This window comes from Bradyrhizobium sp. SZCCHNR1043, from assembly GCF_032489675.1.
Classification (GTDB): Bacteria; Pseudomonadota; Alphaproteobacteria; order Rhizobiales; family Xanthobacteraceae; genus Bradyrhizobium.
The window spans coordinates 113,255-137,200 of the sequence record NZ_JAUEYN010000012.1 but is presented as its reverse complement, the minus strand read 5'-3'; the positions used below and the strand labels follow the sequence as shown (position 1 = coordinate 137,200).

General features: G+C 64.6%; 24 protein-coding genes. 9 read left to right on the top strand and 15 right to left on the bottom strand.

Annotation, left to right across the window (positions count from 1 at the left end):
* Positions 1–102: 102 nt before the first annotated feature.
* Positions 103–2,808: an EAL domain-containing protein gene (locus tag QX039_RS21815; protein ID WP_315736348.1), complete on the bottom strand. Its 2,706-nt coding sequence runs from the start codon at positions 2,806–2,808 to the stop codon at positions 103–105.
* A gap of 212 nt (positions 2,809–3,020) precedes the next feature.
* Between QX039_RS21815 and QX039_RS21810 the strand changes: the two genes are divergently transcribed.
* Entirely contained in the window at positions 3,021–4,124 is a 1,104-nt protein-coding gene (locus QX039_RS21810) for an NAD(P)/FAD-dependent oxidoreductase (RefSeq protein ID WP_315736347.1), read from the top strand.
* A gap of 201 nt (positions 4,125–4,325) precedes the next feature.
* Here the strand turns inward: QX039_RS21810 and QX039_RS21805 are convergent, their stop codons facing one another.
* A complete protein-coding gene (locus QX039_RS21805) occupies positions 4,326–4,511 on the bottom strand; it encodes a YdcH family protein (RefSeq protein ID WP_315736346.1) in 186 nt (61 codons plus the stop codon).
* A 290-nt stretch (positions 4,512–4,801) separates the two neighbouring features.
* On the opposite strand from QX039_RS21805, the gene QX039_RS21800 reads away from it, so the two are divergent.
* The 3 genes from QX039_RS21800 (at position 4,802) to QX039_RS21790 (ending at position 5,689) form a co-directional block, all read left to right on the top strand.
* Positions 4,802–5,008: a YdcH family protein gene (locus QX039_RS21800; protein WP_009028242.1), complete on the top strand. Its 207-nt coding sequence runs from the start codon at positions 4,802–4,804 to the stop codon at positions 5,006–5,008.
* A gap of 135 nt (positions 5,009–5,143) precedes the next feature.
* Positions 5,144–5,356 carry a hypothetical protein gene (locus tag QX039_RS21795; RefSeq protein ID WP_315736345.1) on the top strand — a complete coding sequence of 71 codons (213 nt, stop codon included), beginning with the start codon at positions 5,144–5,146 and terminating at the stop codon, positions 5,354–5,356.
* A gap of 81 nt (positions 5,357–5,437) precedes the next feature.
* The gene (locus tag QX039_RS21790) at positions 5,438–5,689 is read left to right on the top strand and encodes a hypothetical protein (RefSeq protein WP_315736344.1); all 252 of its coding nucleotides are present in this window, start codon (positions 5,438–5,440) and stop codon (positions 5,687–5,689) included.
* A 78-nt stretch (positions 5,690–5,767) separates the two neighbouring features.
* Here QX039_RS21790 and QX039_RS21785 read toward each other — a convergent pair whose 3' ends face one another.
* Positions 5,768–6,499: a GGDEF domain-containing protein gene (locus tag QX039_RS21785; RefSeq protein WP_315772338.1), complete on the bottom strand. Its 732-nt coding sequence runs from the start codon at positions 6,497–6,499 to the stop codon at positions 5,768–5,770.
* Positions 6,500–6,586: 87 nt separating this feature from the next.
* On the opposite strand from QX039_RS21785, the gene purE reads away from it, so the two are divergent.
* From purE to rpsU, 3 genes are all read left to right on the top strand, one after another.
* Positions 6,587–7,075, top strand: coding sequence for a 5-(carboxyamino)imidazole ribonucleotide mutase (gene purE, locus QX039_RS21780; protein ID WP_315756071.1), 489 nt, complete (start codon positions 6,587–6,589; stop codon positions 7,073–7,075).
* The gene (locus tag QX039_RS21775; protein ID WP_315756070.1) at positions 7,072–8,181 is read left to right on the top strand and encodes a 5-(carboxyamino)imidazole ribonucleotide synthase; all 1,110 of its coding nucleotides are present in this window, start codon (positions 7,072–7,074) and stop codon (positions 8,179–8,181) included. The genes purE and QX039_RS21775 overlap by 4 nt, the downstream gene beginning before the upstream one ends.
* A 166-nt stretch (positions 8,182–8,347) precedes the next feature.
* Positions 8,348–8,650 (top strand): 30S ribosomal protein S21, encoded by a 303-nt coding sequence (rpsU, locus tag QX039_RS21770; RefSeq protein WP_011924350.1) that lies wholly within the window; start codon positions 8,348–8,350, stop codon positions 8,648–8,650.
* Positions 8,651–8,874: 224 nt separating this feature from the next.
* Here rpsU and QX039_RS21765 read toward each other — a convergent pair whose 3' ends face one another.
* The 12 genes from QX039_RS21765 to QX039_RS21710 all read right to left on the bottom strand — a co-directional run bounded on the left by QX039_RS21765 (position 8,875) and on the right by QX039_RS21710 (position 19,761).
* A complete protein-coding gene (locus tag QX039_RS21765) occupies positions 8,875–9,783 on the bottom strand; it encodes a hypothetical protein (protein WP_315736340.1) in 909 nt (302 codons plus the stop codon).
* A 238-nt stretch (positions 9,784–10,021) separates the two neighbouring features.
* Entirely contained in the window at positions 10,022–10,306 is a 285-nt protein-coding gene (locus QX039_RS21760) for a cupin domain-containing protein (protein ID WP_315717559.1), read from the bottom strand.
* Positions 10,307–10,321: 15 nt separating this feature from the next.
* The gene (locus tag QX039_RS21755) at positions 10,322–11,419 is read right to left on the bottom strand and encodes an ionic transporter y4hA (protein ID WP_315736339.1); all 1,098 of its coding nucleotides are present in this window, start codon (positions 11,417–11,419) and stop codon (positions 10,322–10,324) included.
* A 115-nt stretch (positions 11,420–11,534) separates the two neighbouring features.
* Positions 11,535–12,872, bottom strand: coding sequence for a sodium:proton antiporter (locus tag QX039_RS21750; RefSeq protein ID WP_315736338.1), 1,338 nt, complete (start codon positions 12,870–12,872; stop codon positions 11,535–11,537).
* A 94-nt stretch (positions 12,873–12,966) separates the two neighbouring features.
* Positions 12,967–13,767, bottom strand: coding sequence for an alpha/beta hydrolase (locus QX039_RS21745; protein WP_315736337.1), 801 nt, complete (start codon positions 13,765–13,767; stop codon positions 12,967–12,969).
* An 18-nt stretch (positions 13,768–13,785) separates the two neighbouring features.
* Positions 13,786–15,183, bottom strand: a complete 1,398-nt coding sequence (locus QX039_RS21740; protein WP_315736336.1) for an NAD(P)(+) transhydrogenase (Re/Si-specific) subunit beta — start codon at positions 15,181–15,183, stop codon at positions 13,786–13,788.
* 45 nt (positions 15,184–15,228) lie between these two features.
* Complete coding sequence (locus QX039_RS21735; RefSeq protein ID WP_284420324.1) at positions 15,229–15,546, bottom strand: proton-translocating transhydrogenase family protein; 318 nt, start codon at positions 15,544–15,546, stop codon at positions 15,229–15,231.
* A gap of 11 nt (positions 15,547–15,557) precedes the next feature.
* Complete coding sequence (locus QX039_RS21730) at positions 15,558–16,685, bottom strand: Re/Si-specific NAD(P)(+) transhydrogenase subunit alpha (protein ID WP_315736335.1); 1,128 nt, start codon at positions 16,683–16,685, stop codon at positions 15,558–15,560.
* Between the two features lie 140 nt (positions 16,686–16,825).
* Positions 16,826–16,978: an aa3-type cytochrome c oxidase subunit IV gene (locus QX039_RS21725; protein WP_315736334.1), complete on the bottom strand. Its 153-nt coding sequence runs from the start codon at positions 16,976–16,978 to the stop codon at positions 16,826–16,828.
* Positions 16,979–17,083: 105 nt separating this feature from the next.
* Complete coding sequence (locus QX039_RS21720; protein ID WP_315736333.1) at positions 17,084–17,479, bottom strand: type II toxin-antitoxin system death-on-curing family toxin; 396 nt, start codon at positions 17,477–17,479, stop codon at positions 17,084–17,086.
* On the bottom strand, positions 17,476–17,700 hold the full coding sequence (locus QX039_RS21715; protein ID WP_015664446.1) for a MazE family transcriptional regulator: 225 nt from the start codon (positions 17,698–17,700) through the stop codon (positions 17,476–17,478). The genes QX039_RS21720 and QX039_RS21715 overlap by 4 nt, the downstream gene beginning before the upstream one ends.
* 81 nt (positions 17,701–17,781) lie before the next feature.
* On the bottom strand, positions 17,782–19,761 hold the full coding sequence (locus QX039_RS21710; protein WP_315736332.1) for a M3 family oligoendopeptidase: 1,980 nt from the start codon (positions 19,759–19,761) through the stop codon (positions 17,782–17,784).
* A 120-nt stretch (positions 19,762–19,881) separates the two neighbouring features.
* Here QX039_RS21710 and QX039_RS21705 point away from each other — a divergent pair, with 120 nt between their 5' ends.
* Both QX039_RS21705 and QX039_RS21700 read left to right on the top strand, forming a co-directional pair.
* The gene (locus QX039_RS21705) at positions 19,882–21,375 is read left to right on the top strand and encodes a sigma-54 dependent transcriptional regulator (RefSeq protein WP_315736331.1); all 1,494 of its coding nucleotides are present in this window, start codon (positions 19,882–19,884) and stop codon (positions 21,373–21,375) included.
* Positions 21,376–21,761: 386 nt separating this feature from the next.
* On the top strand, positions 21,762–23,819 hold the full coding sequence (locus QX039_RS21700; protein ID WP_315737040.1) for a murein L,D-transpeptidase: 2,058 nt from the start codon (positions 21,762–21,764) through the stop codon (positions 23,817–23,819).
* The last annotated feature ends 127 nt before the right edge of the window (positions 23,820–23,946 follow it).

Sequence of the window (23,946 nt, the reverse complement as noted above, 5' to 3'; positions counted from 1 at the left end):
ACGATCGTAGACCGGCGGAGATGATTCTCGTAGCGGCTTAGCTGTCATGCGCGCGGATAAATTCGCGCTGTTGCGCAACGGCCTCTGACCACGAGTGCCCGGTCAGCCGGTCTTGCGAACGGACGCGTCGTCGTCGTCGTGAGCGCGACCGACGATGCCGTCGTATTTGTCGATCGGCAGGGGCTTGCCGAGCAGATAGCCCTGAACCGAGTCGCAGCCCTGCTCGGCGAGGAAGCCGAGCTGCTCGGGCGTCTCGACGCCTTCCGCCACGATCGACATGTTCATGCCGTGACCCAGACCGATGACCGCACGAATGATCGCCGCCGATTGCGGGTTGCGGCCGATATTCATGACGAAGGCGCGGTCGATCTTGATCTTGTCGAACGGGAAGGCCTGCAGGTAGCTCAGCGACGAGTAGCCGCTGCCGAAATCGTCCATCGAGACGCGAACGCCGAGCGCCTTCAGCCGGCGCAGCAGCGCGACACCACGATCGAAATCCTCGATCAGCACACCCTCGGTGATTTCGAGCTCGAGCCTGCCGGGCGCGAGCCCCGTCTCGAGCAGGATCGAATGGACCAGTGCGACAAGGTCGCCATGAACGAACTGGGCCGGAGACAGGTTGACCGCGACCTGCAGCGGCTTCGGCCACGACGCCGCCTCGCGGCAGGCCTCGCGCAGGATCCACTCGCCCATCTCGACGATGAGGCCGCTCTCTTCCGCGAGCGGAATAAAGTCGCTCGGCGGCACGAAGCCGCGGACCGGGTGCTGCCAGCGCGCCAGCGCCTCGAAGCCGATGATCTCGCTGGCGTCGACCGTGCGGCCGGAGGCGGCCTGCGGCTGGAAGTACAGCGAAAGTTCGCCATGCTTGATCGCGACAGACAGCTCCTGATGCAGAACGCGGCGGTCGCGGATCTGCTGATCCATTTCAGGCTCGTAGAAGGTGATGCTGCCGCGCGATTTGGCCTTGGCGCGGAACAGAGCGGCACCCGCATTGGCGAGCAGCGACGCCGGATCCGAACCATTGTGCGGGAACACCGAGATGCCCGTCGTCAGCGCTGTGCGAATCGACTTGCCGTCGATCTGGAAGTCCACCGCGATCGCCGCCGCCAACTGCTCGGCCAGCGCCCTGCCCATCTCCGGTTGCTTGCCGTCGATGATCAGCCCGAACTCATCGCCGGAGAGACGCGCGACCACCCCGCCCCGGGCAACGGCATGGACGCGGCGGGCGACCTCGATCAACAGCTTGTCGCCGATGGCGTGGCCGAAGACGTCGTTGACGTCCTTCAGGCCCTTGAGATCGACGTTCAGGACCGCGAACTCCTCATCCGTGTCCGCGCAGGCCTCGATCATCTGGCTCAAGGCCTGCAGGAACGCGGCGCGGTTAGGCAGATCGGTCAGGCCGTCGTGATAGGCCATGTGCGCCATCCGCGATTCGGTCTGGCGCCGGTCGGTGACGTCCTCATAGGTCTTGATCAGATATTGCGGCTCGCCGGTCTCGCCCAGCACGGTTGCCCGTCGGGTCAGGAACAGCCGCAGACCGTCTTTGGTCGAGATCGGATGTTCCTCGGTCAGAAGGCTGCGCTTCTTGATGGCGGCTTCGTCGCGCGCCATGATCAGTCTGGCCTCGCGCGGATTGAAGATGTCGGCGGCGGTCAGGCCCGTGGCATCCTCGCGCTTGCGGTTGAGGATGATCTCAGCGCTGCGGTTGGCGAGCAGATAGCGGCCGTCGCTGACGCTCTCGACGATGAGCGAGACCGGAATGTTGTCGACGACCAGCTCCAGGAACTTCTTGCTGTTCTCCAGCTCGCGGCTCAGCGATCGCCGCTCCGTGGCATCGTCGAACAGCGCGATGAGGAACTGCGGCTCGTTCTTGTCGTTGCGTGCAACGACCCGATGGGCTTCGAGGATGCGCTTGTCGTTGCCGCGTTGAACGACCAGCTCGCTGCAATAGGTGGTGCCGGGCGCCAGCATCGCTTCGCGGTCGGCAGCCGCGATGTCGGCCGCGGTCGCGTCGCCGAAGAGGTCGCTTGGGCGCCGTCCGATGATCTGATCCCGCGGCATCCGAGAGAACTGCTCGAATGCTCGGTTGGCGAAGATGTAGCGGCCGTCGTCGATGTTCTTGGCGGCGACGCAGACGGGAACCTGATCGACCACCGATTCCAGGAACTGCTTGGTCGAGGCGAGCTCGCGCTCCAGCCGGCACTGCACCGTGCAGTCTTCGTGGATGCCGATCGATCCGCCGGTCGGAAGACGGAATATCTGGGCTCGCACCACACGTCCGCCGGGCAGCTCGGTCAGGCACCCGTCCGGCTCCCGCGCCTGGCGCGCATAGTCTTCGACCGTCAGATTGAGCAGGCCGCGCTGCCGCCGCAACTCGACCAGATCCCGGCCGGTGCAACCGGGCGGAATGTCGGCCCGGCTCATGCCGTAGATTTCGAGGAAGCGATGGTTGTAGAAGACGACGCGGTTGGCGGCGTCCGTCAGCATCAATCCCTGGCTCAGATTGTTGAGCGCGGAGCTGATGAAAACATTACGCCGCAGTTGTGCCCGCTTGGCGCGCCGCAAGGCCGAATGGATCCAGATCACGACCGAGGCGAGGAAGGCGCAGACGACGACCCCGGCGATCAACACTTCCCAGAGCACGTCCGGCTCGATGGTGCCCAGGTAGCCGGAGGGCGAGAAATCGGACGACGCAGCCCAGGCGCGCGTCGGCGCAGCCGCCCACGCTGCCATGGCGGCCATCGAGGCCGCAACGACGCACGCAGAAAACGCGTTTCGGTCGCTCGCCTGCCAATTCTTGCCAGCCATCAATCACCCGCGGTATTCGGCGACAGTATCTGGCTTCACCTATTGGGATCGGGTAAACGGGTTCGGCAAACTTCGAAAAAGACGAAGCAAATTTGGTCAATGGCCTCCCTATGATGAACGGTTTGCTAAGGGCGTGCGCACTCCGGACCGAGGCTCCACCCACCAGGGGTTGCAGCAAGCCATGATTTCTCCGAATCGTCTCAGGACCGCGCATGGATAGAGTGGATTGCGTCGTCGTGGGCGCCGGCGTCGTCGGACTTGCCGTCGCACGACAGCTGGCCCGCGCCGGACGCGAGGTCATCGTTCTCGAGGCGGCCGAGGGCATCGGCACCGTCACTTCGTCTCGCAACAGCGAAGTGATCCACGCCGGCATCTACTACAAGGCCGGGAGCCTGATGGCCCGCTTCTGCGTGGCCGGCAAGCGCATGCTTTACCGCTATTGCGACGAGCATGGCGTGCCCTACCGCAATTGCGGCAAACTGATCGTTGCAACCAATCCGGCCGAGACCGAGAAGCTGCAGGGCATCCGCGCGCACGCCGAAGCCAACGGCGTCGAAGGAATGCGGCTGCTGGCTGGATCCGAAGCGCTGGCGCTGGAGCCGGCCCTGGCCTGCGAGGCGGCCCTAATGTCGCCGTCGACCGGCATCATCGACAGCCATGCCTTCATGCTGTCGCTGCGCGGCGAGATCGAGGACGCCGGCGGCGCCTTCGCCTTCCACACGCCGCTGCTGCGGGCCAAGGCAGCCGGAGAATCAATCGAGGTCGACGCGGGCGGCGCGCAGCCGATGACGCTGAGCTGCCGGCTGCTGGTGAACGCTGCCGGCCTCGACGCGCCCGCGGTGGCCCGGCGGATCGACGGCATGCCGTCGCCGCTGGTGCCGACGACCTATCTCGCCAAGGGCAACTATTTCAGCTGCAGCGCCCGGGCACCGTTCAGCCGGCTCATCTACCCGGTGCCGGAACCGGGCGGGCTCGGCGTTCACCTCACGCTCGACATGGCAGGCCAGGCCAGATTCGGCCCCGACGTCGAGTGGATCGACCGGATCGACTACACGGTCGATCCGGCGCGCGCCGAGCGCTTCTACCCGGCGATCCGCAAATACTGGCCGTCGCTGCCGGATGGGGCGCTGATGCCGAGCTATTCCGGCATCAGGCCGAAGATCGTACCGCCGGCCGTGGCGTCGCAGGATTTCGTCATTCAGGGCCCGCGCGATCACGGCGTGCCCGGACTCATCAATCTGTTCGGAATCGAATCGCCTGGATTGACGTCATCGCTCGCGATCGCGGCTCACGTCGGCGATCTCGCTTCGAGCTGAAGACCCTCGATATCGCGATGAACAGCCTGTCGCGATAGACACGCTGGGAGACAACGCAGGCAGATGCGTTCGCGTCGTCGCGTATCGAAACTAAGTCGTGTATCGCAACTAATGCGATTGAAGTTGCGTCTGGGATGGACTCGTCGCCATCCCAGGCGCACGGTCTTGCGATCAGATGATACGGCGGATGATGGTCACATGTCAGTGAAGTGTTTCGCTGGTTACCTGTCTCAAGCGCTCGATCTCATCCTTCACCATCAGTTTGCGTCGCTTCAGTTCGGCAATTCGCAGGTCGTCCGTCGATGGATGCAGGAGAGCTTGATGCAATTCGTTTTCAAGAACTTTATGCTTACGCTCCAGTTCAACGAGATGCGCCTGAATAGCCATTCGAAACCTCCTCGGTAGGTGAACCTGAGATTCGACCAGGGCTAATGAGTGTACACTAGTCGCTTGACCTGTCGATGGGGCCAAAAGACCGCACATGCAAATTTGAGCGCCGTGTGTAACGAAGCGTGAGCTGATCCGGGCGAATCTAACGCCGGCGCCAACCTGAAATTCACGGGACAGCTGCACGGATCTTGAGGGGTGCGACTTGCTTATCAGCTTCGCAGGCGCAATATTTGCGCCCGCCTTCGCAAGGCTTTCCACTTCCTTCCGCTTTTTTGCTATCATAGATCATGGCTGACCAAGACGAGCGCGAACTGCAGGCCGAACTCGCGCGCCTGCAGCAGGAGCACCGCGACCTCGACGCGGCGATCGACGCTTTGCATCAATCGCCCGCCCCCGATTTGTTGCGGCTGCAACGACTGAAGAAGCGGAAGCTTCTGCTACGCGATCGGATCGCCTTCATCGAAGACCAGATCACGCCCGACATCATCGCCTGAAAGCGAAGCGTCAGCACGGCTGACCGTATGCCCACAGGCGATGCAGGATTTGCCGAAGCGCCTTGACAAGGAGAACAAAAAGGGAACAATTAGACCATCCCTCGTAGTCCCCGGACAACAACAAGGATGGTTGTGATGCCCGCCTCCTTCTCCCCACAGGATCGCCTCTACGAACAGGCATGTGACCAAGCCATCGCGATGTGCGACGGCAATCTGCGCTCCACGATCAAGGCGCTGATCATGGCGAACGAGTATCTCGAGCTGGAGCTGCAGGAGCTGCGGGCCGCGATCTCCTGCGGCTGCATGCCCAACACCGCCTCGGACGCCGCGCAGAGCGATGCGGCCTGAGCCCGACGGTCTTTGAGGCTCTCCAGGCGATGAGCCATGCACTCGCTCGGAGCTTCGGCGAGAGGTCAGGAGGAGCGTGCAATGCCCGATATCACCTACTACGTCGCGATGCCGTTCAGGCGGGACGAGGGTGGCATGCTGGTCGCGGGAACGGCTGAGGAATGCCAGAGCTCGTCGGCCGCGCTGCGTCGCGCGGAGGCCATGTCGCGCTTATCAGACAATATCGGCGCCATTGCCTTCAGCCGCAGCGGCGATCCATTGAAGGGGGAATTCAGCGACGCCCGGCTGCTGCACAAGTTCGGCGAGTTGCCTGACGATCTCGGCGAGTTGTGAGCGCCGTGTTCCGCCAGCTCGGTCATCGGCGCGGATGGCCGGCGAGCGCCACCGCTTGTCGCCCGGCAGGGTCGTTCGTTACGCGGGGCTCTCGTACCTTCGCTGGGCCTTGCGCATGTACATCGCGCGGTCGGCTTCCTCCAACGCACGTACTGGGTTGACGCGCTTGTCGAGAAGGGCAACCCCGGCCGACGCGCCGGCACGCACGGTCTGATCGCCGAAGGTGAAGGTCAGGCTGTCGATGGCCTGCTCCAGCTCCGCCGCCTTGGCATGCGCCTCCGTCGCGCTGAGGTGCCAAAGCAGCACGCCGAACTCGTCGCCGCCGAGCCGACCGATCACGTCGGAGGATCGGACCCGCTCGCCGAGGACACGCGCAACCGCCTTCAGGACCTCGTCACCGGCCGCATGGCCGAAGGTGTCATTGATGGGTTTCAACCGATCGACGTCGAGCACGACCAGGGCACCGGTCGCATCGTAACGCTTGATGAACGCGATGGAGCGATGGAGCTCGCGGGCGAAGCCGCGACGATTGAAGATGTCGAGCAGGAAATCGCGCTCGGCGGAGGCCGTGAGCTCGGCGATCCGCGCCTGCGCTGCCCTCAGCTCGGCCTTCAGGCGTCGGATCGTCTGCCGCGTGCCCGCCGGTGCGGAACCGGGTTCATGAGAGCGCGCGCCCCGAAGAACCCGATGACGGTATCGGGTTCTTCGCTTCCCGGCCCGCCACGCGGCCGCCATGCGCTTCTTTTTCATCGGACACCTGCCGCGCCGTCGTTTGGGCTTGCCGGGCTTAACCAAGACAGGATAGTCCATTCGGGCCTCCATGCCATGGCTTGCCGCTGTCGGGACCGATCCTATACTCCGGCCCATGCTGATGGATTCCCGAGAAGATTTGAGGTTATGACCGCCCCGATCGCCATTATCATGGGAAGCCAGTCGGACTGGGATACCATGCGCCATGCCGCCGACACACTCGGAGCGTTGGGCGTGAGCTACGACGCCCGTATCATCTCGGCGCACCGCACCCCGGACCGACTGTATGCCTTTGCCAAGGGCGCCAAGGCGGCCGGCTACAAGGTCGTCATCGCCGGTGCAGGCGGCGCCGCCCATCTACCGGGCATGACGGCCTCGCTGACAGAGCTGCCCGTGTTCGGCGTTCCCGTCGAGTCGAAGGCGCTGTCGGGGGTCGATTCGCTGTATTCCATCGTCCAGATGCCGGCCGGAATTCCGGTGGGAACGCTCGCCATCGGCAAATCCGGCGCCATCAACGCAGCGCTGCTGGCGGCGAGCGTGCTCGCTCTCTCCGATCCCGCGCTCGCCGGCCGTCTGTCGGCCTGGCGCCAGGCGCAGACTAATGCGATCGCCGAACGTCCGGAGGGCACGGCGTGACCGACTCCAATCGGGTGAAGCTCAAGCCCGGCGACACCATCGGTATTCTCGGCGGCGGCCAGCTCGGCCGCATGCTGGCGCTTGCTGCGGCGCGGCTCGGGCTGCGCTGCCAGGTGTTCTCGCCGGACCCGGACTCCCCCGCCTTCGACGTGGTGCTGAACGCAACCTGCGCCGAATATGCCGACGTCGAGGCGCTCGAGCTGTTCGCCAATGACGTCGACGTCGTCACCTACGAGTTCGAAAACGTCCCCTCGGCCGCGGCCATGGTGCTGGCGGCGAGGCGCCCGGTGCTGCCGCGCCGCTCGGCGCTCGAGACGACTCAGGATCGCCTCACCGAGAAGGATTTCGTCACCTCGCTGGGCATCAGCACCGCGACCTATGCCGACGTGTCCTCGGTCGCCACCTTGCGCGAAGCCGCGTTCCGGATCGGCTTGCCGGCCGTGCTGAAGACGCGTCGGTTCGGCTATGACGGCAAGGGCCAGATCAAGATCCGCCCGGGTGACGATCTCGAGCGGATCTGGGCCGAACTCGGCACCAAGTCGGCGATCCTTGAGGCGTTCGTTCCGTTCGAGCGCGAGATCTCGGTCGTGGCGGCCCGAGCGGCCGATGGACAGGTCGAGTGCTTCGACGTCACCGAGAACGAGCATCGCGATCACATCCTGAAGGTGTCGCGGGCGCCGGCGCGCATCCCGGATGCGCTCGCCGACGAGGCCAGGGACATTGCGAGCCGGATCGCCACCGCCCTCGATTACGTCGGGGTGCTGGCCGTGGAGATGTTCGTGGTATCGGATGGTCCCACTCCAGGCGTCCTGGTCAACGAGATTGCCCCGCGGGTGCATAATTCCGGCCACTGGACCCTCGATGGCGCCTCGATTTCCCAGTTCGAACAGCACATCCGGGCGATCGCCGGTTGGCCGCTTGGCAAGCCGCTGCGCCACGGCCACGTCACGATGACGAACCTGATCGGGGACGAGATCGACAGCTACGAGCAGTGGCTCACGGTTCCCGGCGCGACCGTGCATCTCTACGGCAAGGGCGCCGCTCGTCCGGGCCGCAAAATGGGGCATGTGACCCAGGTCTCGCCACTGCCGCCGAGGCAGGGCTGAAATAAACCGCTCCGGCGAGGTTAAACTTGCGGTCAAGAGCCCGTCAGCGGGTGGACAGCGACGGTGTCCTCTGATACACGGGCGCGCTCAAGGTTAAGGGCGCGGGCATTTGCCAGCCCTGGCTTCACCAGATTTCAAACCGATAGACTGAGAAAGAGGATGCCGCGTGCAGGTTCTCGTTCGCGATAACAATGTCGATCAAGCCCTCAAGGCGCTCAAGAAGAAGATGCAGCGTGAGGGCATTTTCCGCGAGATGAAGCTTCGCGGCCATTACGAGAAGCCGTCCGAGAAGAAAGCCCGCGAGAAGGCCGAAGCCGTGCGCCGTGCGCGCAAGCTGGCCCGCAAGAAGTTGCAGCGTGAAGGCCTGCTGCCGATGAAGCCGAAGCCGGTGTTCGGCGCTGGCCCCGGCGGTGACCGTGGTGCTGGTCGTGGTCCGGGCGCAGGTGCCCGTCCCGGCGCGCCGCGCTGATCTGGCCACTTCAATCTGACGTCGTCTGAAGCGCGGGCCTTTGGCTCGCGTTTTTGTTTTGGACGCTCCTTTTTGATTTTGCGCCTCTGGCCATCCGGCGACCGGATTCAATCCGGGTTGCTGCGCCCGCCCCTCGCATCGCTGCAGAGCTCGCCACTCCAAAGAAAAAGCGGCAGACCGGCCAGGCCCACCGCCTCGATCACGTCCGCGAACGATTCGACCGGCTATTTCGGCAGCACTGAGTGGAACACCGATTTCGCCGCCGACATCATGTCCTGCGCCACGCTGGACATCTGGTCCTTGATCGATGGATCAGTCTTGTCGGCGCGCAGGTCGAGCGGACGCAACTGCTGGACAGGGATCTCCGCCGGCGGGGTCGGGCGCCCGTCCGGCTGCAATGATCCCGTGTAGGTCGGGCTCGAGGCCGACGGCAAGGCAAAGCCCTGCTCGGCCGGTGGCGCAGAGACCGTCACGGGAGGCGGCAGCGGACGGACCGGCGACACCTGTGGCGCGACGGTCGCGATGCGCGGGGTCTCGCCAGCGCCCCGGGCTGCATCGCTCGACGGCTTCTCGGCAGCCGTCTTGCCGGCACCTTCGCTCGCGCGCAACCGCTCGATCGCCGCGCGGGCGAGATCAGCAGCATCCCGGCGATCGTCCTGCTGGGCCGCCGGGGCCTCGGCCGGAGTACCGCGCGCAATCAGCTTTTCCCGCGGCGACCCGGGATGGCGCGCGGCCTGCACATCGGTCGGGAGGCTCGCTGTTTCGGTCGGCTTCACTTCGACGGCCTTCTCCGCAGCCTTGTCGGCGAGCGACTTCTCCGAGACCCCCTTGGCCTTGATGCCAGGAGCGGGAATGCTGGAGACCTCCGTCGACGTTTCCGCCGGCTTGGCGTCGGACTTGGGATCGGCCTTCGCTTCCAGCTTGGCGGGGTCGGTCCCCTTGCCCGTGGATTTCGGAGCGTCGCTCTTTGAGCCGGTGAGCTTGGCGTAGGCAGCCGACGCCACCGCCGCCACGGTCGATGGCGGCGAGTCGGGCTTGGTATTGATGTAGTGGTTGACGATGTAGGCCCCGATGATGGTGGCAACCACCGACGGGACGATCTCCATGGCGAACTTTGTGAGATATTTCAGCATGCTGACCACTCCCGCGCGGTATTTGCGGGAACTTTGAGGCACAATTAAGGGACCATCCCAGTACCTTCCGGAGCCCGCAACCTGCGATCCCTGCAGGCGCAACCGCCGAAAAGTCGTTCTCCTGAAGCCCTTTGAGACCGAAGCCGTGCTGCAATCCAAGATCGTATGGGCGCTGCCAACTGCTTCCGGATCGCCGGCTCAAGATACCACAATCAGCGGCATCCCGGTAAACAAATGGTTACGGCTTCAATTCAACCTCGAGGAAAACGATCTCGGAGCCGGTCTCATTCAGTACATCGTGTTCGACACCGGCTTTGCGGAAATAGGATTTGCCGACCGCGAGCTGCGCCTTCGAGCGCTCGCCGGACGGCGCCACGATCGTCATCTCGCCCGCGGTGACCGGCACGATCACGTAATCCATCTCATGAACGTGGCGCCCCGTGGCACTGCCGGGCAATAGCCGCCACTCCGTGACGCGGACTTCGGGCGTATCGACCTGGACGTCGGACTGGGCGCTGAGCATCGGGGATCTCTTGAATCAGGGGACGAAGAGCAGAAACAGGAATATCGCGAACACCACCATGTGCACCAGCCCGAACAGGATGTTCGTCCGTCCCGTGCCGAAGGTCAGCATGCTCAGAACGAAGGTCAGGACCAGCAGCACTATTCCCTGCGGGTCCAGCCCGAGGACGAGCTGCTTGTCGAGCACATGGGCGGCGACCGCCACTGCCGGGATGGTCAGCCCTATGGTGGCGAGCGAGGAGCCAAGCGCGAGATTGATGCTCTTCTGAAGGTCGTTGGCGCGGGCGGCCGAGAGGGCGGCGATACTCTCCGGCAGCAGGATCAACAGCGCCACGAGCACGCCTGCGACCGCCTGCGGCGCACCCGTTGCGGCAACGCCGGCGTCGACCACCAGCGAGAACTTCTTGGCAAGCAGGACCACAGCGAGCAGTGCGACCAGCAGCAGCCCGACACTGAGCAACAGCTTCGCACGCGGCAGCCGGACATCGTCATCGGCGAACCCAGCCGAGCCGCCGACGAAATAGTCTCGATGGCGGGTGGTCTGCGTATACAGGAACACCGCGTAGAGCAGGATCGTCACGACGCTGACGAAGGCGATCTGCACGGCAGAATACACCGGACCAGGCGACGTCAAGGTATAATTCGGCAGCACCAGTGTGATGGTTGCCATCGTGAACAGTACGCTGAGATACAGATTGGCACCGGAGACCAGCACGTCCTGCTCGCGATAGCGCAGGCCGCCGATGAAGATGCAGATGCCGGCCAGGCCGTTGCACACGATCATGACGACCGCGAACACGGTGTCGCGGGCCAGCGCGGGCGCAGCCTTGTCGCCGAGCATGATGGTGGCGATCAGCGCCACCTCGATCACCGTCACCGCCAGGGTCAGGAGCAGTGTACCGAACGGCTCGCCGAGCTCATGCGCGATGACCTCGGCGTGATGCACGGCCGCGAACACCGTGCCGAACAGGATTACCAGCAGCACCGCGGCGAAGACCACGCCGGCGGCCGAAGGCGTGAAGTCATAATGCGTCGCCGTGACGATCGCGACGAGCGCGACCGCCAGGCCGGGAAAGATCACCGATGATGCGGGCGTTGCGCCCTTCACGCTCATGATTCGCGTCCTTCGATCCGTTCTGTCCGACTATGCGCGACAGCGAGGCGATCGTCACGCGGTCCGGCCGTGACAGGGTCAACCAGGACGGTCTCTGAAAGTGCCGTCGATCAGGTCAATGCGGGCTGAGCAGCGGATGGATCGGAAGCACGGTCAGCAGCACGAACAGCGGAACGAGGACGGCACCTGCCCGCAGCATGTAGCCGAAGAAACTCGGCATCTTGATGCCGCGCTCATTGGCGATCGCTGCGACCATGAAGTTCGGCGCGTTTCCAATGTAGGTCAGCGCACCCATGTAGACGGCGCCCATCGAGATCGCCGCCAGCGTGCCCGAGAGTTCGCCCATCAGCACCTTGGGATCGCCGCCCGCCAATTCGAAGAACAAGAGATAGGTCGGGGCATTGTCGAGGAAGGCCGACATCAGCCCGGTGAACCAGAAATAGGCGACCTCTCTCGGCGCGCCGGCGGGTGTCGTCACGGCATCCAAGAGCCAGCCGAACGAGCCACTGCGACCCGCGTTCAGCATGGCGATGACCGGGACGATCGCGGTGAAGATCGCCGCGAACAGCTTGGCGACCTCTCGGATCGGCTCCCAGTTGAACCCGTTCGCCTCGCGGTGCTCGTCCGGCGTGAGCCAGAGCGACAGGCCGGCGATCGCCACGAGGATGGCATCGCGCACGAGGTTCTGAAGCTCGACATGCGTGCCGAAGACGTCGAAGGAGATGCCTGGCTTCCAGGTCGCCGAGAGCAGCGTATTGGCAACGATCGCGGCGATCAGAACGACATTGATGAGGCCGCGAATGCGCACCGGCTCCTTCGTTACGAACGCCTGCGACGCAAGCTTCTCCGCGCGGAAGCGCCACCAGTCGATAGCGGCAAAGACGATGAGCAGCAATCCGGCGACGATCGCGGTCTGCAGCCAGAGGTGTTGCGTCGTCCAGAAGAAATCGACGCCGCGCAGAAAGCCGACGAACAGCGGTGGATCGCCCAGAGGGCTGAGCGCGCCACCGACATTGGCAGCCAGGATGATGAAGAAGACCAGCACGTGCACGTTGTGCGGCCGCGTCAGATTGGCGCGGATCAGCGGACGTACCAGGATCATCGCGGCACCCGTCGTGCCGACCACGCTCGCGATGATCGTGCCGAGTGCCAGGATGGCCGTATTGGTCGCCGGCGTACCTCTGATGTCGCCGGTCACCAGGATGCCGCCGGCGACGGTGTAGAGCGCAAACAGCAGCACGATGAAGCTGAGATACTCCGCGAGCAGCGCGTGGATGAAGGACGCGAGCGAGGCCGCCAGTCCCGCCTGCCAGGTCAGCGCCGCCAGCGTCACCACGGCCCATGCCAAGGCGATCTTGCCGTAATGGTGATGCCAGAGGCGGGCAAACAGCAGCGGGCCGAGCGCGATCGATAGCAGCAATCCCGCAAACGGCAGCGCGAACGGCCAGGTCATCGCAGCGCCATCGAGGCCGGCGGCGGCATACGCGGGGATCGGCAGACCTGCGACGATCGCGACTACAAGCAGAGCTGGCCACCGACCGAGGACATTACGGGCTGTCGATGAAACTCTTGGCCGTACCTGTCGCACCATAGAAATCCAGATCATTATGTCCGCCGTCGGGAAACCGTACGAAGCGCTTGGGGTCATGCGCAAGCGCGAACAATCGTTCCCCGAAGCGGATCGGAATCCCCGGATCTTTGGCGCCATGCATGATCAGCAGCGGCACATGCACCTTGGCAATGCGCTGATCGGATTGGAAGCGGTCGCGCATCAGCAGGCTGACGGGAACCACTTTGAGCATGTCGGAGGCGACGTCGACCGTGGACGTATAGGGCGCCTCCAGGATCAGCCTGGCGATGGGACGCTCAGCGGCGATCGCGGCGGCCACGCCGCTGCCCAGTGAAAAGCCCCAAGCCACGATGCGCTCCGCCGCGTAGCGCTCGCGCGTGAAGGCATAGGCGGCTGCGGCATCCTGAAGCAGCCCCTGCTCACTGGGGTTGCCGCTCGAGCCTGCATAACCGCGATAGGACAGCGCGACGAGGCCGGTCCCGTCGGAGGTCAGCGCCTTGAAGCGCGAGACCACGCCGGCGAGGAAGTCGCCATTGCCTGGGAAATACAGCACGACCTTGCGGCCGGGCTGCGCCGGCACATGCCAGGCGATGACCTTCTCGCCGTCGGCCGAGGTCAGCACGTGCTCTTCAGCCTGCGGAAAACCGGCCGCGTCCGGCGCGGTGCGACCGACCGGCGGGATCGGAAACAGCATCGCGCGCTGGCGCATGAACAGCACAGCAAGCACGGTGGCGTAGATCGCCACCACGACGATAAGGAGCCATTTCAGGACCGCCATGGCTCCCAATAATGCCAGCTACATGCCCTTGACGATGTTCTCGGTCATCTTCTTGGCGTCGCCGAGCAGCATCATCGTGTTGTCGCGGTAGAACAGCGGATTGTCGATGCCGGCATAGCCCGAGGCGAGCGAGCGCTTGATGAACATCACGGTGCCGGCCTTCCAGACCTGCAGCACGGGCATGCCGTAGATCGGCGAGGACTTGTCCTCCTCAGCGGCCGGGTTGGTGACGTCGTTGGCGCCGATCACGAAGGCGACGTCGGCCTGGGCGAACTCGGAGTTGATGTCCTCGAGCTCGAACACCTCGTCATAGGGGACGTTGGCCTCGGCGAGCAACACGTTCATGTGGCCGGGCATGCGGCCCGCGACCGGATGAATGGCGTACTTCACCTCGACGCCTTCCTTCTTCAGCGTGTCGGCCATCTCGCGCAGCGCGTGCTGGGCCTGGGCCACGGCCATGCCGTAGCCGGGCACGATGATCACCTTCGAGGCGTTCTTCATGATGAAGGCCGCGTCGTCAGCCGAGCCGAGCTTGGCCGGCTTCTGCTCACCGGTACCACCGCCGGCCGCTGCGGTCTCGCCGCCGAAGCCGCCGAGGATGACCGAGATGAAGGACCGGTTCATCGCATGGCACATGATGTAGGACAGGATCGCACCGGACGAGCCGACCAGCGCGCCGGTGATGATCAGCGCCGAATTGCCGAGCGTGAAGCCGATACCCGCCGCGGCCCAGCCCGAATAGGAGTTCAGCATCGAGATCACGACCGGCATGTCGGCGCCGCCGATCGGGATGATCATGAGCACGCCGAGCGCCAGCGCCAGCAGCGTCACCATCAGGAAGTCGAACCCGCCGCCCGTCATCACCAGGCGGACCACGAAGAAGACGAGCGCAACGGCGAGCGCAATGTTGATGATGTGGCGCGCCGGCAGGATGATCGGCGCGCCACTCATCCGTGCCGAGAGCTTCAGGAAGGCGATGACCGAGCCGGTGAAGGTCAGCGCGCCGATGGCGACGCCGAGCGACATTTCGACCAGGCTCTGCGGATGGATGTTGCCGGGCGTACCGATGTCGAAGGCTTCGGGCGCAAAGAACGCGCCGGCGGCGACCAGCACCGCGGCCATGCCGACCAGCGAGTGGAACGCCGCCACGAGCTCGGGCATCGACGTCATCGGCACCCGGCGCGCGATCACCGCACCGATGCCGCCGCCGATCGCAACGCCGAGGATCACGAGGATCCAGGCGATCGCATCTGCCGGGGGATGCCCGGCCAGCGTGGTGGCGACCGCAATCGCCATGCCGGCCATGCCGAAGAAATTGCCTTGCCGGCTGGAGGCCGGACTCGACAGCCCGCGAAGAGACAGGATGAACAGCACACCTGCCACGAGATAAAGGAGTGCCGACAGATTGGCGTTCATTGCAGATGCCCCGTTGTGCCTGTCATCCCGCGTCGTGCGGCGTTGTTACTTGGACTTCTTCTTGTACATCGCCAGCATGCGCTGGGTGACGAGGAAGCCGCCGAAGATGTTCACACAGGCGAAGATCAGCGCGATGAAGCCGAAGGCCCGCGCCAGACCGCTGCCGCTCGACAGCATGGGAACGCCAACCGCGAGCAGCGCGCCGACCACGATCACCGAGGAGATCGCGTTGGTCACCGACATCAGCGGCGTGTGCAGGGCCGGCGTCACCGACCACACCACGAAGTAGCCGACGAACACCGCCAGCACGAAGATCGACAGCCGGAAAACGAAGGGGTCGACGGCTTGGACGACATGTTCCATGGCTCTGCTCCTTAGGCCTTCGGCTGGAAGTTCGGGTGGACGATGGCGCCATCCTTTGTCAAAGCCGTGGCCTTGACCAGCTCGTCGTCCCAGTTGACCGCGAGCGCCTTCTCCTTCTTGTCGACCATGGTCTCGATGAAGGAGAACAGGTTGCGGGCGTAGAGGCTGGAGGCGGAAGCTGCGACCCGGCCGGCGAGATTGGGGTAGCCGATGATCTTGACGCCGTCGATCTCGACGGTCTCGCCGAGCTTGACGCCCTCGACATTGCCGCCACGCTCGACCGCGAGGTCGACCAGCACCGAGCCCGGGCGCATCGACTTCACCATCTCCATGGTGACGAGGCGCGGCGCCGGACGGCCGGGAATCAGCGCCGTGGTGATGATGACGTCCTGCTTCTTGATGTGTTCCGCCGTCAGCGCCGCCTGCTTGGCCTGGTACTCCTTGGACATCTCCTTGGCGTAGCCGCCGGCCGTCTGGGCGTTCTTGAACTCCTCGTCCTCGACCGCGAGGAACTTGGCGCCGAGGCTCTCCACCTGCTCCTTGGTGGCCGGCCGCACGTCGGTCGCAGAGACCATGGCGCCGAGCCGGCGCGCGGTCGCGATCGCCTGCAGGCCGGCGACGCCGACGCCCATCACGAACACCTTGGTCGCCGGCACGGTGCCGGCCGCGGTCATCATCATCGGGAAGGCGCGGCCGAAGGCCTCGGCGCCCTCGATCACGGCGCGGTAGCCGGCAAGGTTGGCCTGGCTCGACAGCACGTCCATCACCTGGGCGCGGGTGATGCGCGGCATCAGCTCCATCGCGAAGGAGGCAATGCCGGCATCGGCCATGGCCTTGAGCGCCGCGTCATTGCCGTAAGGATCCATGATCGCGAACACCAAGGCGCCGCGCCGGTAGTTGGCGAGTTCGGAGGCTTCCGGCCGCTTCACCTTGATGATGATGTCGGCATCCTTGAGCGCGTCCGCGCTCACGGTTGCGCCCGCCGCCGTGAATTCCGAGTCCGGCAGGCCGGATTTGATGCCGGCGCCGGGCTCGACCGCGATCTCGGCACCCAACGCCTTGAACTTCTTCACCGTGTCGGGAGAGGCGGCAACCCGCGGCTCCAACGGGTCGATTTCCTTGGCGACGGCAATCTTCATGAGGCCTCCGGCGCGAATGCGCGCGCGAGCTTTAAGAGGGCGGGACGTCCATGGGCTACAGCATGACGCCAAGTTAGCACTTGGCTTCGGCAGTCAGCTGAAGGCCCGCCGGCGGGGATGCCGGCGGGCCGAGAGCGACATTAAGCGAGGAAAATAGCCATCAAGATGACGATGAGAGCGACGCTGATCGTGCCGTACTTCACCAGCTTGATGAAGCCCTCGTAGGTGGCCTCATGCGCCACATAGTCGTTGCCGTCAGCCGTCGAGTAGGCGATCTCGCCATGGTTTGCCATCGGGGTCCCCCAGAGAAATATGCTTTGTTAAGGTCGCATACCCCAAAGCCGATGCAAGGGCAACGGCTGGCATGCAAGGCAGTTTTATCGCGTTTTCCGATCGCCCTATTGGCGAGGCCAATTGTCACGGATCCAGCGCGTCAGGCTGGCCTCGCTGACCTCGCCGGCAGCGAGGGCGAGGATCATGGCGGTGGCCTGAGCCGGCTCGGGCGCGAACGCGATTTCGTTTCTCCGCAGAAACGTCATCATCGCCATGAAGGCGATCCGCCTATTGCCGTCTACGAAAGCGTGGTTCTTGGCCAGTCCGAATGCATAGGCTGCGGCAAGCTCGGGAAGCGTCGCCTGCTCATAGCTCCATTTGTTAATGGGCCGCTCCAGGGCCGAGCGGAGCATGCCCTCGTCGCGCGGCCCGGGCGCGCCGCCGAAGCGGCGCAACTGTCGGGCGTGGATCGCGACGGCCTGCTCGTAGGTGATCCAAAGCGGCCCCTGCTGCTCGCTCATTTGGCGAGCGCGGCCAGGGTGTCGCGATACTCATCCATGATCTCGTCCGCGATCTCCATCGTCCGCTCGAAATCCGGATCATAGGGCAGCGCCTGGAAGCCGCCGCCGGGCAATTCGACGATGTGCAGTTGCTGACCGCGTTTGAGATCGAGCCGCTGCATCAGTTCGCGCGGCAACAGCAGGCCGTCGGAATTGCCGATCTTCTTGATTTCGATCTTCATAGCAGGCCGCTCCGAAAAAGAGGCGCGTTATACAAATGTATAACGCACCTCTTCAATCCGTTCAACAAATGTTTTACGCCCCTACCCCATCGCCTCCAGCTCGTCGATCATGCCGGCGATGACTGAGAGACCGCCGTCCCAGAATTTGGGGTCCTTGGCGTCCAGGCCGAACGGCTTGAGCAGTTCGGAATAATGCTTGGTGCCGCCGGCCGCGAGCATCGCCAGATAGCGCTCGGCAAACCCCTCGGCGGCGTGCTCGTAGACCGCATAGAGCGAGTTCACGAGGCAGTCGCCGAACGCATAGGCGTAGACGTAGAACGGCGAATGGATGAAGTGCGGGATGTACATCCAGAAGTTTTCGTAGCCCGGCTTGATCTCGATCGCCTCGCCGAGACTCTCGGTCTGCACCGAGAGCCAGAGCTGCCCGAGCCGCTCGGCGGTCAGCTCGCCGTTCTTGCGCTCGGTATGCACCGCGCGCTCGAACGAATAGAACGCGATCTGCCGCACCACGGTGTTGATCATGTCCTCGACCTTGCCGGCGAGCAGCGCCTGACGCTGCCTGGCGTCCTTGGTCTCGGATAGCAGCCGCTTGAACGTCAGCATCTCGCCGAACACGCTCGCGGTCTCCGCCAAGGTCAGCGGCGTCGGCGCCATCAGCGCGCCTTGCCTCGCCGCCAGCACCTGGTGCACGCCGTGGCCGAGCTCATGCGCGAGCGTCATGACGTCACGCGGCTTGCCCTGATAGTTCATCAGCACATAGGGATGCGCCGACGGCGTGGTCGGATGCGAGAACGCTCCCGGCGCCTTGCCGGGCCGCACCGGCGCATCGATCCAGCTCTGGTCGAAGAAGCGCTGCGCGATGTCGGCCATCTCCGGCGAGAAGCCGCGATAGGCCGTCAGCACCATGCTCTTGGCCTCCGGCCACGCAATGGTGGCATTGGCGGCGAAGGGCAGCGGCGCATTGCGGTCCCAATGCGCCAGCTTCTTCTTTTTGAACCAGCGCGCCTTGAGCTGGTAGTAGCGATGCGACAGCTTCGGATAGGCCGCGCGCACCGAGGCCACCAGTGCATCGACCACCTCGCGCTCGACGCGATTGTTCAAGTGGCGGGAGTCGGCGACATCCTGGAAACCGCGCCAGCGGTCCGAGATGTCCTTGTCCTTGGCGAGCGTGTTGGTGATCAGCGCGAAGGTGCGCTCATTGGCCTTGAAGGTTTTTGCCAGCGCCTCGGCGGCCGCCTTGCGCTTGGCGCCGTCGCGGTCCTGCAGGAAATTCAGCGTCGGCTCGATCGCGAGCTCCTTACCTCCGACCTGAAACCGCAGGCCAGCGATGGTCTGGTCGAACAACCTGTTCCAAGCCGAATAGCCGGTCTGCGATTTTTCGTGGAACAGCTGCTCGACGCGGTCCTCGAGCTGATACGGCTTGTCCTTGCGCAGGTCCTCGATCCACGGCCGGTAATGGCCGAGCGCGGGCGTCTCCATCGCGCGCTCGATAACGCCGTCGTCGATGCGGTTGAGCTCGAGCGGAAAGAACAGCAGATGCGTCGACGCCGCCGTCAGCCGCTCCGAGATGTCGCCGTAGAATTTGGAGATCGCCGGATCGACGCTGTCGCCGGCATGCGCAAGACCGGCGAACGAACCGAGCCTCCCGGCGAGATCGTCGATCGCCTCGTAGCGCCGCACGGCTTCTGCGAGCCATTCGCCGCCATCCTCGCGCGCGACATGCTCGGCGAGCTTGCCCTTGTAGTCGGTCTCAAACGCGACGCATTCGGAATCCATCTTCGCGAGATCGTGAGCGATCTCAGGGGCGTCGATGCCCATATAAAGGTCGCCGAGATTCCATTCGGGCAGCACGCCGATGCCGGCCTTTGCCGCGACGGCCTTCTTTGCCGGTTTGGCCGATGATTTGGCCGTCGCACCGCGCGCAGCCTTGACCTCTACCGGCTTCGGCTTTGACGCGGGCTTCTTGGCCGGCTTGGCCTTGTTGGATTTGGTCTTGGCGGATTTGGTCTGGGGGGCGGATCTGGTCGGCTTGCGAAGGGCAGAAGAAGCGCGCGAGGTCATCGGATGGGTAACCTGTTGTTCGAACGTGTATCCCGATCAGCGAGGTTTAAGGTTGCGTTAATCGGCGTCGGCGAGAGTGCCCCGATTCGAGACAGATAGTCGTAGCGTGCAAGGAAAGCCATGGCTGCCAGCATTTTGATTGCCGATGATGATCCGGTCCAGCGCCGGCTGGTGGAGAACATGGTGCAGAAATGCGGCTACGAGGCGGTCGTCGTCGAGACCGGCGATGCCGTCATCGAGAAGCTGACGAATCCTGACGCCGGCCCCATCGACGCCATCGTGCTCGATCTCGTGATGCCCGGCCTCGACGGCATGGGTGTCCTCTCCAAGATGCGCGAGATGGGGATCTCGATACCCGTGATCGTGCAGACCGCGCATGGCGGCATCGACAACGTCGTCTCCGCAATGCGCGCCGGCGCGCAGGACTTCGTCGTCAAGCCGGTCGGCATCGAGCGGCTCCAGGTCTCGTTGCGTAATGCGCTCAATACCTCGGCCTTGAAGGGCGAGTTGCAGCGCATCCGGCACAGCCGCGAAGGGCGCCTGACCTTCGCCGACATCATCACCCGCGCGGAGGCGATGGCGCCGATCCTGCGCATCGCCGAGAAGGCCGCGGCCTCGTCGATCCCGGTGCTGATCGAAGGCGAATCAGGCGTCGGCAAGGAGCTGTTCGCCCGCGCCATCCACGGCACCAGCGAGCGCAAGACGAAACCGTTCGTTGCCGTCAATTGCGGCGCGATCCCGGACAATCTGGTGGAATCGATCCTGTTCGGTCACGAGAAGGGCGCATTCACCGGCGCGACCGAGCGTCACATGGGCAAGTTCGTCGAAGCCCATGGCGGCACGCTGTTCCTCGATGAGGTCTCGGAGCTGCCGCTTACCGCCCAGGTCAAGCTGCTGCGCGCCCTGCAGGAGGGCGCCGTGGAAGCCGTCGGCGGCCGCAAGCCGGTCAAGGTCGACGTCCGCATCATCTCGGCGACCAATCGCAGGCTGCTTGACCGCGTCAAGGAGGGCCACTTCCGCGAGGATCTGTTCTACCGGCTGCATGTGCTACCGCTCACCGTTCCGCCGCTGCGCACCCGCCGCGAGGACATCCCGCATCTGTTGCGGCATTTCCTCGCGCGGTTTGCGGCTGAGGAGAACCGCGCCATTTCGGGCATCGCCGGCGAGGCCGTCGCCTATCTGACCAAGCTCGACTGGCCCGGCAATATCCGCCAGTTGGAAAACGCGGTCTACCGCGCCGTCGTCATGGGCGAGAGTGACCAGCTCGGCGTGGCCGATTTTCCGCTGATTCCCACCCACGCACCGCCGGTGGAGCCTGCGCCGGCCCTCACCGTGGAGCGGCCTGTTCCGGCGCTGCCTGCGATGGTGCCGGGAAGTGAAGTCCCCATTGCCCCTCTGCCCTCGCACGGGTTCCTGCCGCTGCTCACCGCAAGCGGCGAGGTGCGGCCGCTCGAGGAGATGGAGCATGAGATCATCCGCTTCGCCATCGCCCATTACCGCGGCCAGATGTCGGAGGTGGCGCGCCGCCTCAAAATCGGACGCTCGACGCTCTACCGCAAGCTCGACGAAGCCAATGACGAGACCCCCACGACGGAAAGCCCGCCGCTCGGCTGAGCCGCTCGGATCCGCACCATGGTTGCGCTTGGCTGTCGTCCGAAAAAGGCCGCAAGTCTTGGCAACACTGGAACATCTGAACCGTTGCCTTGCGGTGACAGACAAAGGAAATAACGCGTGGCACAAACGCACGATCGGTTTGGCCGGGGTTTCCCAAGAGTCAGTTTGTCGTGAGTTGTCCCGTGTGGCGCTGGCCGCAGAAATGGGGCTTGAGTATCGTTTGGGCGTGAATCATTGCGTGCAGATGTGAACCATCCTCACAGGCGGTACCCGCGCCGAAGCTGGCGGATCGACCTTGTTACCCCTGTTCCAGCCGGGACAGATCATCCGAGGGATTGATGATGCGAGATTGTGTGACCACCCGTGGCGGATATGACCGCGTGCTCATGGCTGTCGCGGCGACCTTCCTCGCGGTGTCCTCGACCTCTGCTTTCGCCCAGAGCGGTCCGCCCCGCAACAGCGCGGCCGAGCTCGCCATCGATGCGGCGATCCCGTTCCCCGAGCCGGCCAACGTGCCGCCGCCGACCGCCAGTGACTTCAAACTCGACACCACCGCCACCGTGTCGCCCGACCAGGCCAAGTCGCCCGAGACGACGACCAAGCCGCTCGACTCTGCCGCGGCGCCTGCGGCCGATCCCGCCAAAACCGTCGCCACGCCGCCGGCAGCGGCCCCTGCGACCGCGACGGTCCCAGACCCGGTCAAGGCCGCCAGCACCGTTCCCGCCGCCGACCAGCCCGTTGCCGACCGTCTGCGCGACCTGATGGCGAGCAAGGCGACAAGGTATTTCGACCGCAAGGCCGAACGCGCCGCCGTCGAGAAATTCTACACTGGCCGCGACTACGCGCCGATCTGGACCCAGGGCGGCAATCTGACAGCCGCCGCGAAGGGCGTCATCGCCCGTCTCAGGGATGCAGCAGCCGATGGCCTCAATCCCGGCGACTATCCGGTGCCGGATTTCGCAGCCGCAGCCTCCGCACCGGACGCGCTGGCGGAGGCGGATCTCAGACTCACCGAGAGCATGATGGACTACGCGCGCCAGGCGCAGAGCGGCCGCATGCACTGGTCGCAGGTCTCAGCGGATATCCAATATCCCGAGCATCCGGTCGATCCGAACGAGGTGCTGGCCAACGTCACCGGCGCAAAGGATGCCTCCGCGGCGCTGGAGAGCTACAACCCGCCGCACAAGCTCTACAAGCTGCTGAAGGCCAAGCTCGCCGAGCTGCGCGGCGTCAGCGACGGCGCGCCTGTTATCATCGACGACGGCCAGCCGCTGAAATACGCCCCTGCCCGCGGCAAGAATGCGCCGGAGGCCGAGGCGCAGATGTCCGACCCGCGCGTGCCCAAGCTGCGCGCCAAGCTCGGCATCACCGAGAACGCCGACGACATCCGCTATGACGCCAAGGTCGCCGCCGCCGTCCGCAAGTTCCAGGAAAGCGTCGACCTCAAGCCGACCGGGGTGCTCGACGACCGCACCGTGAAGGCGCTCAACACGCCCAAGCGCGACAAGCAGATCGATACGGTCCTCGTCAACATGGAGCGCTGGCGCTGGCTGCCGCGCGACCTCGGAGCGCCCGCGATCGGCGACGCTTATGTGATCCTCAACATCCCCGACTACACGCTGAAGGTGATGCAGCACGGCGCGCAGGTGTGGACCACCCGCGTGGTGACCGGCAAGCCGGGGCAGCATGCGACGCCGTTGCTCAGCGAGACGATGAAGTTCATCACGGTCAATCCGACCTGGAACGTGCCGCCGTCGATCATCTACAACGAGTATCTGCCGGCGTTGCAGCAGGATCCGACCGTGCTCGACCGCATGGGCCTGCGGCTGGAGCGCGCGCGCGACGGCTCGATCCACATCTCGCAGCCGCCGGGCGAGGCCAACGCGCTCGGCCGCATCCGCTTCAACTTCCCGAACAAGTTCCTGGTCTATCAGCACGACACGCCGGACAAGAACCTGTTCGCCCGTGACGAGCGCGCCTTCAGCCATGGCTGCATGCGCGTGCAGTATCCGGATCAGTACGCGTCGGTCCTGCTCAACATCACCATGCCGAACGAGCGCTACACGCCCGAGCGCATCCGCAGCATGTACGGCCGCAGCGAGATCGACCTGAAATTCCCGACGCCGATCCCGGTCAACATCACCTACCAGACCGCCTTCGTCGACGATGCCGGCAAGCTGCAATTCCGCAAGGACATCTATGGCCGCGACGCGACCATGATCTCGATCCTGAAGAACAACCGCGGCAAGGATCTCGAGAACGTCGTCGCCCACGCCCAACCGAGCTACGCGCGTCCGAAGGGGCCGCTGCCGAACTCGGTCAACATCAGCGACAACAGCTTCTCCTCCGGCCCGAACTTCTTCGAGCGCCTGTTCGGCGGCGGTGGCCTGCCGACGCCGCCGGCGCCGGTCGGCCGCCCTGCCCGGCGGGTCTTCACCCGCTGATCAGGCCGCCGATCACGGTCAAAATTTCCATCTTGAGATCAAAGGCCTCGCCGATCGGCGGGGCCTTTGCTTTAGGTTAACCACAATGATCAACCAAGATTCGATGGCTCTTTTTCGCCACACTCAA

Excerpts from the sequence above, each read along its gene's own strand:
- purE (WP_315756071.1), top strand. The coding sequence starts at position 6,587 with ATGACCGCCCCGATCGCCATTATCATGGGAAGCCAGTCGGACTGGGAT.
- QX039_RS21730 (WP_315736335.1), bottom strand. The coding sequence starts at position 16,685 with ATGAAGATTGCCGTCGCCAAGGAAATCGACCCGTTGGAGCCGCGGGTT.
- QX039_RS21735 (WP_284420324.1), bottom strand. The coding sequence starts at position 15,546 with ATGGAACATGTCGTCCAAGCCGTCGACCCCTTCGTTTTCCGGCTGTCG.
- QX039_RS21750 (WP_315736338.1), bottom strand. The coding sequence starts at position 12,872 with ATGACCTGGCCGTTCGCGCTGCCGTTTGCGGGATTGCTGCTATCGATC.
- QX039_RS21800 (WP_009028242.1), top strand. The coding sequence starts at position 4,802 with ATGGCTGACCAAGACGAGCGCGAACTGCAGGCCGAACTCGCGCGCCTG.
- QX039_RS21710 (WP_315736332.1), bottom strand. The coding sequence starts at position 19,761 with ATGACCTCGCGCGCTTCTTCTGCCCTTCGCAAGCCGACCAGATCCGCC.
- QX039_RS21790 (WP_315736344.1), top strand. The coding sequence starts at position 5,438 with ATGCCCGATATCACCTACTACGTCGCGATGCCGTTCAGGCGGGACGAG.
- QX039_RS21755 (WP_315736339.1), bottom strand. The coding sequence starts at position 11,419 with ATGAGCGTGAAGGGCGCAACGCCCGCATCATCGGTGATCTTTCCCGGC.
- QX039_RS21705 (WP_315736331.1), top strand. The coding sequence starts at position 19,882 with ATGGCTGCCAGCATTTTGATTGCCGATGATGATCCGGTCCAGCGCCGG.
- QX039_RS21805 (WP_315736346.1), bottom strand. The coding sequence starts at position 4,511 with ATGGCTATTCAGGCGCATCTCGTTGAACTGGAGCGTAAGCATAAAGTT.
- QX039_RS21725 (WP_315736334.1), bottom strand. The coding sequence starts at position 16,978 with ATGGCAAACCATGGCGAGATCGCCTACTCGACGGCTGACGGCAACGAC.
- QX039_RS21740 (WP_315736336.1), bottom strand. The coding sequence starts at position 15,183 with ATGAACGCCAATCTGTCGGCACTCCTTTATCTCGTGGCAGGTGTGCTG.
- QX039_RS21815 (WP_315736348.1), bottom strand. The coding sequence starts at position 2,808 with ATGGCTGGCAAGAATTGGCAGGCGAGCGACCGAAACGCGTTTTCTGCG.
- QX039_RS21760 (WP_315717559.1), bottom strand. The coding sequence starts at position 10,306 with ATGCTCAGCGCCCAGTCCGACGTCCAGGTCGATACGCCCGAAGTCCGC.
- QX039_RS21720 (WP_315736333.1), bottom strand. The coding sequence starts at position 17,479 with ATGAGCGAGCAGCAGGGGCCGCTTTGGATCACCTACGAGCAGGCCGTC.
- QX039_RS21810 (WP_315736347.1), top strand. The coding sequence starts at position 3,021 with ATGGATAGAGTGGATTGCGTCGTCGTGGGCGCCGGCGTCGTCGGACTT.
- QX039_RS21715 (WP_015664446.1), bottom strand. The coding sequence starts at position 17,700 with ATGAAGATCGAAATCAAGAAGATCGGCAATTCCGACGGCCTGCTGTTG.
- QX039_RS21765 (WP_315736340.1), bottom strand. The coding sequence starts at position 9,783 with ATGCTGAAATATCTCACAAAGTTCGCCATGGAGATCGTCCCGTCGGTG.
- QX039_RS21785 (WP_315772338.1), bottom strand. The coding sequence starts at position 6,499 with ATGGACTATCCTGTCTTGGTTAAGCCCGGCAAGCCCAAACGACGGCGC.
- QX039_RS21795 (WP_315736345.1), top strand. The coding sequence starts at position 5,144 with ATGCCCGCCTCCTTCTCCCCACAGGATCGCCTCTACGAACAGGCATGT.
- QX039_RS21745 (WP_315736337.1), bottom strand. The coding sequence starts at position 13,767 with ATGGCGGTCCTGAAATGGCTCCTTATCGTCGTGGTGGCGATCTACGCC.
- QX039_RS21700 (WP_315737040.1), top strand. The coding sequence starts at position 21,762 with ATGGCTGTCGCGGCGACCTTCCTCGCGGTGTCCTCGACCTCTGCTTTC.